Consider the following 14,399-nt stretch of genomic DNA (forward strand, 5'->3'; position numbering starts at 1 on the left):
GTGGCGCCGGGATCAGACCTCTTCGCCGAAGCGGGCGGCGATCAGTTCGCCCAAGGCATCGATCGCCTCGGCGGCTTGCGGCCCGCTGGCGATGACGCGAATGGCGCATCCGGGGCTTGCCGCCAGCATCATCAGGCCCATGATCGAGGTGCCGCCGACCTTGACGCCATCCTTTTCCACATCGACCGTCGCCTGGTAGCTGCTCGCCACCTGGACGAACTTGGCCGAGGCACGCGCGTGCAGACCGCGCTGGTTGACGATCTGGAAATCACGGACGATCTGATCTGCTTGCGATCCGGCGCTCATTTGCCGACAAGCAACTGACTGGCAACGTTGATATATTTGCGCCCGGCGGCCTGTGCCTCGTCGAGCGAGGCCTGCATGTCGTCACCCTTGCGGATGCTGGACAGCTTGATCAGCATCGGCAGGTTCATGCCGGCAATGATTTCGGTGCGGCCGGATTGCATGACCGAGATGGCGAGGTTCGACGGCGTGCCGCCGAACATATCGGTCAGCACGATGACGCCGGTGCCGGTATCGACCTTCGCCACCGCATCGACGATGTCGCGCCGGCGCTGCTCCATGTCGTCGTCGGCACCGATCGCCACGGTCTCGAAATTTTCCTGCGGCCCGACAACGTGCTCCACCGCATGGCGGAACTCGGTAGCCAACTGACCGTGCGTCACAAGCACGAGGCCGATCATTCTTTGGAGGCTCCCGTCATCAACCCTTCACCGACACGCTTTACACTCACCGGTCGATCCCGGCGGCGGGAGCGCTATCTTGTCGAGGCGAGGCGCGTTTACAAGCCCCAAATTGAGCTTTGGGCGGCCATTTTGACGCAAGGCGACGGCAATTCGGCCGGGATCAGGCTTGAAACGCCGTCAATCCGGTCGAAATGGAACGCATTCCAGGCGGGCGACAATCGCCGGCAAGGCGGCAGCGACGTTGCGTTGGGCAAGAGACAGCGCCGGCAGGCTGCATCCTTCGATCGCCAGGCTGGCTTCGTCCGGCATGCGCTGCATCTCGCCGGCGGGAACCAGGCGAATGACGAGATCGACGGCTGCGGCGGCCTCGTAAAGAACCGGCTTCGGACCAAGGCCCCGAACCTCGACAAGGCCGGCGATGGCGGGGGGCACCCGGCAGACCAGCCGCCCCGCATGGCCGGCAACGAAAAGCTGATCGTCGCCGACCAGGACGGCAAATTGGCCGCGAAGTGAGAAATGGTCGATCAGCGCCAGCGCCAATGACGATTTGCCGGAGCCGGACGGGCCTGTGATCAAAACACCCCGGTCGCCTATCAGGATGGCGGTGCCGTGGATGTTCATTGGAGCGCGAGGCTGTACGGGGCAATTTCGAGCGCAGGCATTAAAGTCGCACCCCTACCCCTCGGCCGGCAGGGCGACGACGAAGCGCGCGCCTCGGATATCGCCGGGCTTGGTGCCTGGGATGTTTTCGGCGGTCAGCGTGCCGCCATGCGCCTCGACAATCTGCCGGCTGATCGACAGACCGAGGCCTGAATTCTGGCCGAAGGCTTCGCTGGACGGGCGGTCGGTGTAGAACCGCTCGAAAATGCGGTCGATCGCGTCCGGCCTTATGCCGGGGCCGTTGTCGTCGATGGTGACGATGTTGAATTTGCCGGTCCGCGCCAGCGAGATGTCGATGCGGCCGTGCTCTTCCGGAACGAAGGAGCGCGCATTCTCGATCAGATTGGTAATGACCTGGCCGATGCGCAAATCGTGACCGGAGACCTCGTAGTTTTTCGCGCCTTGCGGCAGCTTGGCGGCATGAAACTCGATTTCCACCACCTTCTTGTTGCGCGTCGCTTCGCGCGAAACCGCGACGAGTTCGGTGATGAATTTCTTCAGGTCGACCTTCCCGGCATCTTCGCGCGCCAGTTCGGCATCGAGCCGCGAGGCGTCCGATATGTCGGTGATGAGCCGGTCGAGCCGGCGCACGTCGTGCTGGATGACTTCCATCAGCCGGTCGCGGGAACTGTCGTTCCTGGCCAGCGGCAGGGTTTCGACCGCGCTGCGCAGCGAGGTCAGCGGGTTCTTCAGTTCATGCGAAACATCCGCAGCAAAGCTCTCGATGGCGTCGATGCGGGCATAAAGCGCATTGGTCATGTCGCGCACGGCCACCGACAGATTGCCGATCTCGTCCTGCCGGTCGGAGAAATCGGGGATTTCCTCGCGATTCTTGACGCCGCGCCGCACGCGAACGGCGGCAGCGGAAAGCCGGCGCAGCGGATTGGCGATGGTCGAGGCGAGCAGCAGCGACAGGATGGCGGTGACGAAAGCGGCGATGCCGAACACGCGCAGGATCGCCTTGCGCTCCGCCGTGACGATCTTGTCGATGTCGCCGCCTTCCGTCGACAGCATCAGGACGCCGAGAACCGCACGAAAGCGCTGGATCGGCACCGCGACGGAGACGATCTGCTCGCCCTGCTCGGAGATGCGCACGATGGTCGACGGGCTGCCGGTCAGCGCCCGCATGACTTCCGGGAAGGCCGCACCGTTGCCGCCCGGCTGCTCATGGTAGATCGGCAGGTTAGCGTTGCGCAAAAAGCCGAAAATGAACCTCTCCACCCGTTCCAGTATGCTGGGCTTTTCCTCGTCGACCGACGGCAGGTCGTAGCGCAGGATTTGCCCGCGCGAATAGAGATGGCGCGAGTCGAGCAGCAGATTGGCGTCGCGGTCGTAGATGCGGGCGCGGGTGCGGGTCGGCGAGATCAGCCTTCGCAACACCGGCGCCACGCGCTCCGGGTTGATGGGGAAATCGAGATTGTCCAGTTGGTCGGAACCGGGTCCGGCGCTTTCGCCGGCCTGCAGTTCCAGCAGTTTCTCCGGATCGATGCTGATCGAATCCGTCTCGACCGTAGCGGAAGCGGCGATGGCGCCGGCGATGATTTCACCCTGCGTCATCAGGCTTTCGACCCGCGCGTCGATCAGCCCGTCGCGGAACGTGTTGAGGTAGAGAATACCGGTGACGAGGACCGCCAGCCCGGCCAGGTTGAGGAACAGGATGCGGCGCGTCAGGCTGGAAAAGATGTGATGGCCAAGGAAGCGGCGGGCCGGCACCGTCAGCCGCGTCAGGAATTTAGGCAAGGGCCAACGCCTCCGCCTGACGGCGGCCCCCGACTGTCCTGTCTGTGGTTTCGACGCCATCCCGTCGCTATTCCCGGCGTAGTCAGGCTTCGCGGAACCGGTAGCCGACCCCGTAAAGCGTCTCGATCATTTCGAAGTCGTCGTCGACCTGCTTGAACTTCTTGCGCAGCCGCTTGATGTGGCTGTCGATGGTGCGGTCGTCGACATAGACCTGTTCGTCATAGGCCGAATCCATCAGCGCATCACGGCTTTTCACCACGCCGGGCCGCTGCGCCAGCGAATGCAGGATCAGGAACTCGGTGACGGTGAGGATGACCGGTTCACCCTTCCAGGTGCAGGTGTGGCGTTCCTGATCCATGACCAACTGGCCGCGCTCCAGCGAGCGCGCCTGCTGGTTCGGGGTCTTGGTGGCGGCGTCGCGCGCGCTTGCCCGGCGCAGCACCGCCTTGACGCGCTCGACCAGAAGCCGCTGCGAGAACGGCTTGCGGATAAAATCGTCGGCGCCCATCTTCAGGCCGAACAATTCGTCGATCTCGTCGTCCTTCGAGGTCAGGAAGATGACCGGCAGATCGGTCTTCTGACGCAGGCGGCGAAGCAGTTCCATGCCGTCCATGCGCGGCATCTTGATGTCGAGTATGGCGAGATTCGGCGGGCGTGCCGCCAGCCCCTCCAGGGCCGAGGCGCCGTCCGTGTAAGTCTCGACACGGTATCCTTCCGATTCAAGCGCAATCGAAACCGAAGTCAGAATGTTGCGGTCATCGTCTACGAGCGCGATCGTGGCCATATCAAGAGGCTCCCTCATGAGCAGATCCCTTCCTTTAGCAGAAAGGGCTTGTGCAGGACAAACTTGGTACAAAATGTGGCACGTGGTCCATTCGCCGTCACGAAAGCCTGCCCGGAGCCCACAACCACATTTTTTGACGATTGGCACATTTTTTGACGATTGGACGAAACGTGCCCGCCAATCCTTTGGGACCCTCGAAAGTTTTTTACACCTTTAAACGATTTAAACAACTTTCAAAATCTTTAAATCGATTAATGATTTGATATCGTTTGGCTTTTCTGTTTCTGACCACTCTGCCTTCCGAAGAATTGTTCCCGCTGCAGGCGGGGCATATGCGTATAATCGAAAAAGGGTACACCATGTCTGAATTGGGCACACGCAATCCCGCTTGCGGGATCGAGGCGATCGGACTCACCACGACGGGCACGGTCTGCTATAATTTTGGCGCCGCCGCCCTTTGCGAAGATGCCATCCGGCGTGGCGAAGCCAGGCTTACCGCCCATGGCGCGCTGGTCGCCCTGACCGGGCAGCACACCGGCCGTTCGGCCAAGGACAAATTCATCGTTCGCGACGACGCTACCGAAAACCATGTCTGGTGGGACAACAACAAGGCGATTTCGCCTGCCCAGTTCGAGACGCTGCTTGCCGATTTTCTGGCCTATGCGGCCGACAAGGACCTTTATGTGCAGGATCTGGTCGGCGGCGCGGATGCCGACCTAAAGCTGCCGACGCGCGTCGTCACCGAACTGGCGTGGCATTCCATGTTCATCCGCAATTTGCTGATCCGGCCGGAGACGGCCGAGCTTGCCAGCTTCGTGCCGCAGATGACGATCATCGACCTGCCGTCGTTCCGCGCCGAGCCGGCTCGCCACGGCGCACGAACCGAAACCATCATCGCCGTCGACCTGACGCGCATGATCGTGCTGATCGGTGGCACTTCCTATGCCGGCGAAATGAAGAAGTCGGTGTTTACCGCGCTCAACTACCTGCTCCCTGCAAAGGGCGTGATGGCGATGCACTGCTCGGCCAATGAAGGGTCGGGCGGCGACGCCGCCGTGTTCTTCGGCCTGTCCGGCACCGGCAAGACGACGCTGTCCGCCGATCCGTCGCGCACGCTGATCGGCGACGACGAGCATGGTTGGGGACCGCATGGCATCTTCAACTTCGAAGGCGGCTGCTACGCCAAGACGATCCGGCTTTCGGCGGAAGCCGAGCCGGAAATCTTTGCCACGACGCAGCGCTTCGGCACCGTGCTGGAAAACGTCATTCTCGACGAAAACCGCGTGCCGGACTTCAACGACGGCTCGCTGACGGAAAACACGCGCTGCGCCTATCCGCTGGATTTCATCCCCAACGCCAGCGTCACCGGCCGCGCCGGGCACCCGAAAAACATCATCCTTTTGACCGCCGATGCCTTCGGCGTGATGCCGCCGGTGGCGAAACTGACCCCGGCGCAGGCGATGTATCACTTCCTTTCCGGCTACACCGCGAAAGTCGCCGGCACCGAAAAGGGCGTGACCGAGCCGGAAGCGACGTTCTCGACCTGCTTCGGCGCACCGTTCATGCCGCGCCATCCGTCCGAATACGGCAATCTGCTGCGCGACCTGATCGCCGAGCACAAGGTCGATTGCTGGCTGGTCAATACCGGCTGGACCGGCGGCGCTTACGGCACCGGCAAGCGCATGCCGATCAAGGCGACGCGCGCGCTGCTGGCCGCAGCGCTGGACGGTTCGTTGAACGAGGTGGAATTCCGCACCGACGCCAATTTCGGCTTCGAGGTGCCGGTGGCGGTCGAAGGCGTCGACGGCGCGATCCTCGATCCGCGTTCCACATGGACCGACAAGGCCGCCTATGACCGGCAGGCCGGCAAACTGGTCGGCATGTTCATCGCCAATTTCGAGAAGTTCGAGAGCCACGTCGATGCCACGGTTCGCGCCGCCGCACCGGCCATGCAGCAGGCTGCGGAATAGGCTCACGCCCCTGATCCGGTGACGGCGAACCGCCGTGACCGGGTCGCCCGATACCGGCCTTTTTCGCTTGCCGCGCGAACGTGCAACCTTGCACCCGACACGCCCAGAGGCTAGGTCGGGGACAACGAGCACGCGTTCAATACGACGCGATGCGCTTGAGCACCTTCCCCAAAGACTGGATATCGACATGAGCGAATTGCACCGGAACCTGATCGACGGCGAATGGGTCGGCGGCGACGCCATCGCCAACATCAACCCTTCCGACACCACCGATGTGGTGGGTGAATACGCTCGGGCGAGCACGGCGGATGCGCAGGCCGCGATCGCAGCCGCCAAGGCAGCCTTCCCCAAATGGTCCCGCTCGGGCCTGCTGGAACGCCAGGCCATCCTGCGCAAGACGGCCGACGAGATTTTGGCACGCAAGGACGAACTGGGACGGCTGCTTGCGCGTGAAGAGGGCAAGACGCTCGCCGAGGGCATCGGCGAGACCGTGCGCGCCGCGCAGGTTTTCGACTTTTTCGCAGGCGAAGCGTTGCGGCTGGTCGGTGAAACAGTGCCCAGCGTCCGCCCCGGCGTCGGCGTCGAGATCACCCGCGACCCGGTCGGCGTCGTCGGCATCATCACGCCGTGGAATTTCCCCATCGCCATTCCAGCCTGGAAGATCGCGCCGGCGCTCTGCTACGGCAATACGGTCGTGTTCAAGCCGGCCGAACTGGTGCCCGGCTGCGCCTGGGCGATCGTCGACATCCTGCACCGCGCCGGGCTGCCGAAGGGCGTGCTCAACCTCGTCATGGGCAAGGGATCGGTGGTCGGCCAGGCGATGTTGGACAGCCCGGACATCGCCGCCATCACCTTCACCGGCTCGACTGCGACCGGCAAGCGCGTCGCGTTGGCGTCCGTCGAGCACAACCGGAAATTCCAGCTGGAAATGGGCGGCAAGAACCCGCTCGTCGTGCTGGACGACGCCGATCTCGGCGGGGCGGTTGAATGCGCCGTCAACGGAGCCTTCTTCTCGACCGGCCAGCGCTGCACCGCCTCCTCGCGGCTGATCGTCACCGAGGGCATCCATGACAAGTTCGTTTCCGCCGTCACCGAAAGGCTGAAGAGCCTGGTGATCGACAACGCGCTGAAAGCCGGCACGCAGATCGGCCCCGTGGTCGACCAGAGCCAGTTCGACCAAGACGAAAAATACATCGCCATCGGTCGCGACGAGGGCGCCACGCTTGCCTTCGGCGGGAAAAGGCTGAACCGCGAAACGCCGGGCTTTTACCTGCAGCCGGCGCTGTTCACCGAGGCGACCAACCAGATGCGCATCAGCCGCGAGGAAATCTTTGGGCCGGTGGCCTCGGTCATCCGCGCCCGCGACTACGACGAAGCGCTGGCACTGGCCAACGACACGCCGTTCGGCCTGTCGTCCGGCATCTGCACCACCAGCCTGAAGCACGCCACCCATTTCAAGCGCAATTCGGAGGCCGGCATGGTCATGGTCAACGTGCCGACCGCCGGCGTCGACTTCCACGTTCCGTTCGGCGGCCGCAAGGGTTCCAGCCACGGCTCGCGCGAACAGGGGCGCTACGCGGCCGAGTTCTACACGACCGTCAAGACCGCCTACACGCTGGCGTAACCTGAACCGGTCAGGCGCGCTTGGCGCGCCTGACGCTGCGGCCAGCCGCCGGCGCAGCAGTTCGGCTGTCGGCCTGGTCCTTCTCCGAGAACAGCCAGTCGATGAAGACCTGCACGATGGGAGCCGCCTTCATCTCGTTGCGGCAGACAACGTAGAAGTCATCGGCCGCAGGCACCGACAGGCCGAAGGGCGCAACGAGTTGCCCTTTGGCCAGCAATTCGCTGGCGGTGACCGTGTCGCCCAGCGCCACGCCATGGCCGTGGGTCGCGGCTTCGATCGACAGGCGCGCATCGACCATATAGTGGCGCTTGCCGCGCTCCAGATCGACCGCATCGGCGGCTACCAGCCAGGTGCGCCATTCACGCCCGTCGTCGCCATGCAGCAGCGTGTGGTCGGCAAGGTCGCGCACGCTGCGGATCGGCCGGTTGTTGATCAGGGTCGGGCTGACCACCGGAAACAGTTCGAGGCTCGACCATTTGCGCACGAAGCAGTCGGCCCAATTGCCGTCGCCATAATGTAGGCACAGGTCGATATCGGGCGAGCGGATGTCCTGCGCATCGTTGGAACCGATCAGCGTCAGGCGGATGTCGGGATATTGCGCGGTAAAACTGCCGAGCCTCGGGATCATCCATAGCGACAGCAGCGCCGGCACGCAGGACACCGAAAGCGCGCCGGTGCTGGCGGGGCGCGTCAGGCGCTGGGTGGCGGCGGCGATACCGTCGAAGGCGTCCGATACCGCCGGCAGCAATTCGGCCCCGTGCGGCGTGAGCTTCAGCCGCTGGCCCGCGCGCTCGAACAGTTTTATGCCAAGCGCACCCTCCAGCGCCTTGACCTGATGGCTGATCGCGCCATGGGTGACGTTCAGTTCGGCTGCCGCCTTGGTCAGCGAGGCATGGCGCGCCGTCGCCTCGAAGGCGCGCAGCGGATTCAACGGCGGCAATCGCTTGGACATGGCTTCGCCAATTGTGAGTTTTTCTCACACAATCGCCTATAACAATATCAATTGATTTTCTACTCCGCGTCTCCGACAATCCGTCGAGGCATTCACGACAGGACAGGTATTGAGGCGGGAGGAGCCTTTTGCGCACCGGCATTCCGGCGACGCAGGGTGCCCGCAAAGTGGAGGAATAAATGAGTTTCGATCGCAACCGACTCGACGCCTTGCGCAGCAAATATGGCGAGAGCCATGGCGGCGAAATGTTCGACCCGAAATTCGCGCGCGTCGCCGACAAGATTTTCTCCAAGAGCGGCACGCGGGTCGCGCCCTATGCCGGCATGCCGACCCTGCTCGACGCTCCGCACCGGGAAATCTCGGTAGAAAACCCGGATTTCGGTGACCTGCAAGTGGCGCTGATCGGCATCCCGATGGATCTCGGCGTCACCAACCGCAACGGCTCGCGCTTCGGCCCGAGGGCCCTGCGCACCATCGAGCGCATCGGCCCGTATAACCATGTGCTCGATTGCGCGCCAACGCATGAACTTCGCGTGGCCGACATCGGCGACGTTCCGTTCCAGAGCCGTTACCGGCTCGAACTCTGCCATGACGACATCGAAAAGCGCATCAACCAGATCGTCGACGCCGGCGTCATTCCGCTGTCGGTCGGCGGCGATCACTCGATCACCCACCCGATCATGAAGGCGGTCGGCAAGAAACAACCGGTCGGCATGATCCATATCGACGCCCATTGCGACACCGGCGGCGCTTACGACCTGACCAAGTTCCACCATGGCGGCCCGTTCCGCAACGCGGTGCTGGACGGCGTGCTCGACCCGACCCGTACCATCCAGATCGGCATTCGCGGCTCGTCGGAATATCTGTGGGAGTTCAGCTACGAATCCGGCATGACCGTCATCCATGCCGAGGAAGTCACCGGGCTTGGCATTCCGGCCATCATTGAGCGGGCGAGGAAGATCGTCGGCGACGGCCCGACCTATGTGTCCTTCGACGTGGACAGCCTCGATCCGTCCTTCGCGCCCGGCACCGGCACGCCTGAAATCGGCGGCCTGACGACGCGCGAAGTGCTGGACCTGCTGCGCGGGCTGAAAGGCCTCAACATCGTCGGCGGCGACGTGGTCGAAGTCGCGCCGCAATATGACAGCACAACCAATACCGCGCATGCCGCCGCGCAGATGCTGTTCGAAATCCTCAGCCTGATGGTGTTCAGCCCGGCGCTGGCCAAGAAGTGAGAAGAAGGCAGGCGATGGGCATCCATTGATGCCCGGATGTCTCGGTGCTCTAATGAACAGGAACGTGGCGCATTGCCGCAAAATTGGGAGGAACAGGCCATGAAACGCATTTTGGATTCAACCATCAGCCGGCGCGGCGTGCTCGGCGCTGGCATCGCGGCGGCGGGCGTGCTCGCCATGCCGTCTATCCTGCGCGCGCAGGACAAGTCGCTGAAAGTCGGCGTCTATGGCGGCTACTTCAAGAAATCCTTCGACGAGCATATTTTCCCGGCCTTCACCAAGGAGACCGGCATCGCGGTGGAATCGGTCGCGGAACCGACCGGCGAAGCCTGGCTGGTGCAGCTCGAGCAGGCCGCCAAGGCCAATCAGGCCCCGGCCGACATCTCGATGATGTCGCAGGTGGCGACGCTGAAGGGCCAGTCGACCGAACTGTGGCAGCCGATCGACATGACAAAGATCAAGCATGGCGGCGACATTCTCGAGCGCTTCGTCAACAAATATCCGGACGGGCGCGTCTGCGGCGTCGGCGCGGTGGCGTGGTACATTACGCTGGTCACCAACACCGACGTCTACAAGGAAGCGCCGGACTCCTGGGCGGCGTTCTGGGACAAGGCCAATGCCGACAAACTCGGCCTTTTGGCGCTGGTTTCCAACTCGTTCCTGCTCGAAGTCACGGCCAAGACTTTTATGGGCGGTACCAATGCCCTCGACACTGAGGAAGGCCTGAACAAGGCGTTCGAAAAACTCGCCGAAGTGAAGCCGAACGTGCGCCTGTGGTATCGCGACGAGGCGCAGTTCGAACAGGCGCTGAAGTCCGGCGAAATCCCGATGGGCCAGTATTACCACGACGTTACCGGCCTTGCGGCGGCCGACGGCAACCCGGTCCGCTCGACCTTCCCGAAGGAAGGCGGCATTCAGGATTCGGGCAGCTGGGTTATTTCGCGCGCCTCGACCAAGGGCGAGGAAGCGCATGTCTTCATCGACTATATGAGCCAGCCGGCCCAGCAGGGGCTGATGTCGCGCAAGGTCGGCACGGCGCCTACCCTGAAAAAGGAAGTGCTGGACCTGACGCCCGAGGAATTCGCGGCGGTGTCGTCGGAGATCGAGCCGATCATCCCGCGCTACGACCTCTATACCTCGAAGTCCGACTGGCTGAACCAGAAATGGACGGAACTGATCGTCGGCTGAAGGTGCCTTTACCCTCCCCCTCGCGGGGAGGGTGCCCATGACGGCAAGCCGTCTTGCAGGAGAACCCATGTCCGGCCTAGCCCTCAACGCCATCACCAAGACCTTCGGCAATTTCACCGCCGTCGACAATGTCGCGCTGAACGTGCCGAACGGCAGCTTCGTGTGCCTGCTCGGGCCGTCCGGCTGCGGCAAGACCACGCTGTTGCGGATGATCGCCGGGCTGGAGGAACCGACCGGCGGCGCTATCGTCCTGGATGGCGACGACATCACGCAGGTGCCGACGCACAAGCGCAATCTCGGCATGGTGTTCCAGTCGCTGGCGCTGTTTCCGCATCTGTCGGTGGGCGACAACATCGCCTATGCCCTGCGTATTCGCGGCGCGACGAAGGAGGCGCAGAAAAAGCGCGTCGACGAACTTCTGACGCTGATCGCCCTGCCCGGCTTTGCTGACCGGCCGGTGGCAAAACTTTCCGGCGGCCAGCGCCAGCGCGTGGCCATTGCCCGTGCGCTCGCGCTATCGCCAAAACTGTTCCTGCTGGACGAACCGCTGTCGGCGCTCGACGCCAAGCTGCGCGAGGCGATGCAGGTCGAACTGCGGCAGTTGCAGCAGCGTCTCGGCATCACCACCATCGTCGTCACGCACGACCAGCGCGAGGCCATGACCATGGCCGATCTCGTGGTGGTCATGGGCAAGGGCAGGATCCTGCAGGTGGCGCCGCCCGTCGAAATCTACCGCAAGCCGGCGGACGCCTTCGTCGCCGACTTCATCGGCAGCACCAATCTTTTGCCGACGGAGACGGACAGCGCCGGTCGGATAACGGTGCTCGGCACCGCCATTGAGGGGCTCGCCATGCCGGCTGGCCTGTCGAAGGCCTCGCTTTCGGTGCGGCCGGAAGACGTCCACTTGACTGTGCCGGGCGCCGGCGCGATCTCCGGCACGGTGACCTTCGTACGCGATCTCGGCGGCACCATCGAAACCTTCGTCGAAGCCGGCGGGATGACCCTTGTCGCCGTCGCCACGCCGCGCGAACGGCCGGACGTCTCGGTCGGGCAGAGCGTCGGCATCGTCCTGCCGCCGGAACGCTGCGTGATGTTGAAGCAATGAGACGCGAGCCGCCCAAAACGCTGGCCGACTACACGCCGCTGGTGTTTCCGGGGCTGATGCTGGTGGTGTTCTTCGTCGTGCCGTTCTCGACGATGATCGCGGTGAGCTTCTTCAAGCGCAATCCGGCCGGGTTCTACACGCCCGATTTCGTCTTCGACAATTACGCGCGCTTCCTGTCGGTGTTCTTCGGCGGCGTGCTTGGCTTCTCGCTGGTGCTCGCGATCCTGGTCGCGCTGTGCTGCGTCGCCATCGCCTTTCCGTTCACCTATCTGCTTACCCAGCGTTCGCGAAAGGTGCAGACGCTGTGGCTGGTCGGGCTGCTTTCGGTGCTGTCGCTGTCGGAAGTCATCATCGGCTTTGCCTGGTCGACGCTGTTTTCGCGCACCGCCGGCATCACCAATTTGTTCGTCGCCATCGGGCTGATGGACCAGCCGGTGGCGCTATTGCCAAGTTTCGGCGCGGTGCTGACCGGCATGGTCTATCAAGCCCTGCCCTATGCCGTGCTCGTGCTCTATCCGGCGCTGGTCCGGCTCGACCCGACGCTGCTGGAGGCCGCACGGACCCTGGGCGCGTCCCCCATCAGGGCGTTCTTCAACGTCGTTGCCCCGGCGCTGCGCAACACCATCGTGGCGACGCTGATCATGGTGTTTGTGTTCGCGCTCGGCTCCTACCTTCTGCCGCAAATCCTCGGCCGGCCGCGGCACTGGACGCTGTCGGTGCTCATTACCGATCAGGCGATCTACCAGTCCAACATGCCGTTCGCGGCGGCGATGGCGGTGTTCCTGGTGCTGATCTCGCTGGCGCTGGTCGGGATGACGCTTCTCATCGGACGGCGGGAGAACGCGCTGTGATCGCAACCCTGCTTCGCCGCATCTACTTCACCGCCGTGGCGCTTTTCCTGGCCGCGCCGCTCGTCGTCGTCGCCGGCGTCTCGTTCAACGCGAAGCAGACGCTGATGTTTCCGCCGGTCGGCTTTTCGCTTGCCTGGTACGGCCAGATTTTTGCCGATCCAGAATGGCGGCTGGCGCTGATCCATTCCGTCACGCTGGCGCTGTGTTCGGCGGCGATTGCAGTCACCATCGCGCTGCCGCTGGCCTGGTTCCTGTGGCGGCGCATCGCGCCGTGGGCGAACATCTTTCAGGTGCTGGGGCTGGCGCCCTTCATCCTGCCGCCGGTCATCACGGCGCTCGGCTTCCTCACCTTCTGGGCGACGGTCGGGCTGTTCGGCCAGTTCTTCACCGCCATCATCAGCCACGCGATCTTCTTCGTGACGCTGCCGTTGGTGACGCTGTCGCTCGGCTTCGCCTCCATCGACCGCGCACTGGTAGAAGCCGCCGCCACCATGGGCGCGGACGACCGCACCGTCCTGAAGACCGTCGTGCTGCCGCTGATCCTGCCCTATCTGGTCTCCGGCTACGCCTTCGCCTTCGTGCTGTCGCTCAACGAATATATCGTCGCCTACATGACCATCGGCTTCACCACCGAGACGCTGCCTATCAAGATCTTCAACGCCCTGCGCTACGGCTACACGCCAACCATGGCCTCCGTGTCGGTGTTCTTCGTCGTGATCGCGGCGCTGGTGTTCGGCTCAATCGCCCGCTTCGGCGATATCCGCAAGCTGCTCGGCGCGATGGGTTCGGGAGACAAATGATGCGGATCGCGGCACTCCAGATGCAGGCGGTGGCCGGCAATGTCGAAGCCAACCTCGCGCGTATTGAAACAGCCATGCACGATGCCGCCCGGCAGGGTGCAACGCTTCTGGTCACGCCGGAACTCGTCATCCAGGGCTATGGCGCGGGCACTGCGATGGCGGCGCTGGCCGAGGAACCGGAAGGCGCAAGCTGGCGGCGACTGGCCGCCGTGTCGCAGGAAACGAACGTGGCGGTGATCGCCGGCTTTGCCGAGCGCGACGGCGACGCCGTCTACAACAGCGCCTTGTTCGTCGATGGAAACACGCCACCAAAAGTCTACCGCAAGTCGCATCTCTACGGGCCTTACGAACGCAGCCTGTTCAAGCCGGAAACGCCGACGTCCTGCCTCATTGACCATGGCGGCCTGAAGTTCGGCCTACTGATCTGCTACGATGTGGAATTCCCGGAAAACGTTCGGCGTCTGGCACTGGCCGGCGCGCAGGCTATCCTGGTGCCCACCGCGTTACCCGCCAGCGATCATGACGCGTTCATCGCGAAAAAGATGATCCCGGTGCGGGCGTTCGAGAACCAGGTTTTTGTCGCATACGTCAACCATTGCGGCGCGGATGCGCTGGGTTCCTATGCCGGGCTTTCCGGCATCGCGGCACCGGACGGCACGCTGCTGGCGGCGGCCGATGCCACCGGCGAAGCCTTGCTGATCGCCGATCTCGATGTGGAAGCCTTCCGGAATTCCGCCGAGCAGAACCCCTATATTGCCGACCTCAAGGCGAGCCGCGCCTGAG

General features: G+C 63.5%; 14 protein-coding genes. 8 read left to right on the forward strand and 6 right to left on the reverse strand.

Annotated features, from left to right (window positions below; all coding sequences use genetic code 11):
- Positions 1-12: 12 nt before the first annotated feature.
- From ACX3P0_RS15970 to ACX3P0_RS15990, 5 genes are all read right to left on the reverse strand, one after another.
- Complete coding sequence (locus tag ACX3P0_RS15970) at positions 13-306, reverse strand: HPr family phosphocarrier protein (protein ID WP_459077689.1); 294 nt, start codon at positions 304-306, stop codon at positions 13-15.
- Positions 303-704 (reverse strand): PTS sugar transporter subunit IIA, encoded by a 402-nt coding sequence (locus tag ACX3P0_RS15975; protein ID WP_459089925.1) that lies wholly within the window; start codon positions 702-704, stop codon positions 303-305. Before ACX3P0_RS15975 ends, ACX3P0_RS15970 begins: the two co-directional genes overlap by 4 nt.
- A gap of 180 nt (positions 705-884) precedes the next feature.
- Entirely contained in the window at positions 885-1,328 is a 444-nt protein-coding gene (locus ACX3P0_RS15980; protein ID WP_459089927.1) for an HPr kinase/phosphorylase, read from the reverse strand.
- A gap of 54 nt (positions 1,329-1,382) precedes the next feature.
- Positions 1,383-3,167: a stimulus-sensing domain-containing protein gene (locus tag ACX3P0_RS15985; protein ID WP_459089929.1), complete on the reverse strand. Its 1,785-nt coding sequence runs from the start codon at positions 3,165-3,167 to the stop codon at positions 1,383-1,385.
- A 22-nt stretch (positions 3,168-3,189) separates the two neighbouring features.
- Positions 3,190-3,891, reverse strand: a complete 702-nt coding sequence (locus ACX3P0_RS15990) for a response regulator transcription factor (RefSeq protein WP_459077915.1) — start codon at positions 3,889-3,891, stop codon at positions 3,190-3,192.
- Positions 3,892-4,250: 359 nt separating this feature from the next.
- Here ACX3P0_RS15990 and ACX3P0_RS15995 point away from each other — a divergent pair, with 359 nt between their 5' ends.
- Positions 4,251-5,861, forward strand: coding sequence for a phosphoenolpyruvate carboxykinase (locus ACX3P0_RS15995; protein WP_459089931.1), 1,611 nt, complete (start codon positions 4,251-4,253; stop codon positions 5,859-5,861).
- A 187-nt stretch (positions 5,862-6,048) separates the two neighbouring features.
- Positions 6,049-7,485: an aldehyde dehydrogenase family protein gene (locus ACX3P0_RS16000; protein ID WP_459089933.1), complete on the forward strand. Its 1,437-nt coding sequence runs from the start codon at positions 6,049-6,051 to the stop codon at positions 7,483-7,485.
- A 10-nt stretch (positions 7,486-7,495) separates the two neighbouring features.
- Here ACX3P0_RS16000 and gcvA read toward each other — a convergent pair whose 3' ends face one another.
- The gene (gene gcvA / locus ACX3P0_RS16005; RefSeq protein WP_459089935.1) at positions 7,496-8,437 is read right to left on the reverse strand and encodes a transcriptional regulator GcvA; all 942 of its coding nucleotides are present in this window, start codon (positions 8,435-8,437) and stop codon (positions 7,496-7,498) included.
- 179 nt (positions 8,438-8,616) lie between these two features.
- Between gcvA and speB the strand changes: the two genes are divergently transcribed.
- The 6 genes from speB to ACX3P0_RS16035 all read left to right on the forward strand — a co-directional run bounded on the left by speB (position 8,617) and on the right by ACX3P0_RS16035 (position 14,398).
- Positions 8,617-9,672 carry an agmatinase gene (speB, locus tag ACX3P0_RS16010; protein WP_459089937.1) on the forward strand — a complete coding sequence of 352 codons (1,056 nt, stop codon included), beginning with the start codon at positions 8,617-8,619 and terminating at the stop codon, positions 9,670-9,672.
- A 99-nt stretch (positions 9,673-9,771) separates the two neighbouring features.
- A complete protein-coding gene (locus ACX3P0_RS16015) occupies positions 9,772-10,860 on the forward strand; it encodes an ABC transporter substrate-binding protein (RefSeq protein WP_459089939.1) in 1,089 nt (362 codons plus the stop codon).
- Between the two features lie 67 nt (positions 10,861-10,927).
- Positions 10,928-11,965, forward strand: a complete 1,038-nt coding sequence (locus tag ACX3P0_RS16020) for an ABC transporter ATP-binding protein (protein ID WP_459089941.1) — start codon at positions 10,928-10,930, stop codon at positions 11,963-11,965.
- Positions 11,962-12,816 (forward strand): ABC transporter permease, encoded by an 855-nt coding sequence (locus ACX3P0_RS16025; protein WP_459089943.1) that lies wholly within the window; start codon positions 11,962-11,964, stop codon positions 12,814-12,816. Before ACX3P0_RS16020 ends, ACX3P0_RS16025 begins: the two co-directional genes overlap by 4 nt.
- A complete protein-coding gene (locus ACX3P0_RS16030; RefSeq protein WP_459089999.1) occupies positions 12,816-13,616 on the forward strand; it encodes an ABC transporter permease in 801 nt (266 codons plus the stop codon). Before ACX3P0_RS16025 ends, ACX3P0_RS16030 begins: the two co-directional genes overlap by 1 nt.
- Positions 13,613-14,398 carry a carbon-nitrogen hydrolase family protein gene (locus ACX3P0_RS16035; protein WP_459089945.1) on the forward strand — a complete coding sequence of 262 codons (786 nt, stop codon included), beginning with the start codon at positions 13,613-13,615 and terminating at the stop codon, positions 14,396-14,398. Before ACX3P0_RS16030 ends, ACX3P0_RS16035 begins: the two co-directional genes overlap by 4 nt.
- Position 14,399 lies beyond the last annotated feature (1 nt).

The sequence above is a fragment of the Mesorhizobium sp. A556 genome (genome assembly GCF_054489545.1).

Bases quoted from the DNA above. Each gene is read 5' to 3' on its own strand.
- ACX3P0_RS15970 (WP_459077689.1), bottom strand. From the start codon at position 306: ATGAGCGCCGGATCGCAAGCAGATCAGATCGTCCGTGATTTCCAGATC.
- ACX3P0_RS15975 (WP_459089925.1), bottom strand. From the start codon at position 704: ATGATCGGCCTCGTGCTTGTGACGCACGGTCAGTTGGCTACCGAGTTC.
- ACX3P0_RS15980 (WP_459089927.1), bottom strand. From the start codon at position 1,328: ATGAACATCCACGGCACCGCCATCCTGATAGGCGACCGGGGTGTTTTG.
- ACX3P0_RS15985 (WP_459089929.1), bottom strand. From the start codon at position 3,167: ATGGCGTCGAAACCACAGACAGGACAGTCGGGGGCCGCCGTCAGGCGG.
- ACX3P0_RS15990 (WP_459077915.1), bottom strand. From the start codon at position 3,891: ATGGCCACGATCGCGCTCGTAGACGATGACCGCAACATTCTGACTTCG.
- ACX3P0_RS15995 (WP_459089931.1), top strand. From the start codon at position 4,251: ATGTCTGAATTGGGCACACGCAATCCCGCTTGCGGGATCGAGGCGATC.
- ACX3P0_RS16000 (WP_459089933.1), top strand. From the start codon at position 6,049: ATGAGCGAATTGCACCGGAACCTGATCGACGGCGAATGGGTCGGCGGC.
- gcvA (WP_459089935.1), bottom strand. From the start codon at position 8,437: ATGTCCAAGCGATTGCCGCCGTTGAATCCGCTGCGCGCCTTCGAGGCG.
- speB (WP_459089937.1), top strand. From the start codon at position 8,617: ATGAGTTTCGATCGCAACCGACTCGACGCCTTGCGCAGCAAATATGGC.
- ACX3P0_RS16015 (WP_459089939.1), top strand. From the start codon at position 9,772: ATGAAACGCATTTTGGATTCAACCATCAGCCGGCGCGGCGTGCTCGGC.
- ACX3P0_RS16020 (WP_459089941.1), top strand. From the start codon at position 10,928: ATGTCCGGCCTAGCCCTCAACGCCATCACCAAGACCTTCGGCAATTTC.
- ACX3P0_RS16025 (WP_459089943.1), top strand. From the start codon at position 11,962: ATGAGACGCGAGCCGCCCAAAACGCTGGCCGACTACACGCCGCTGGTG.
- ACX3P0_RS16035 (WP_459089945.1), top strand. From the start codon at position 13,613: ATGATGCGGATCGCGGCACTCCAGATGCAGGCGGTGGCCGGCAATGTC.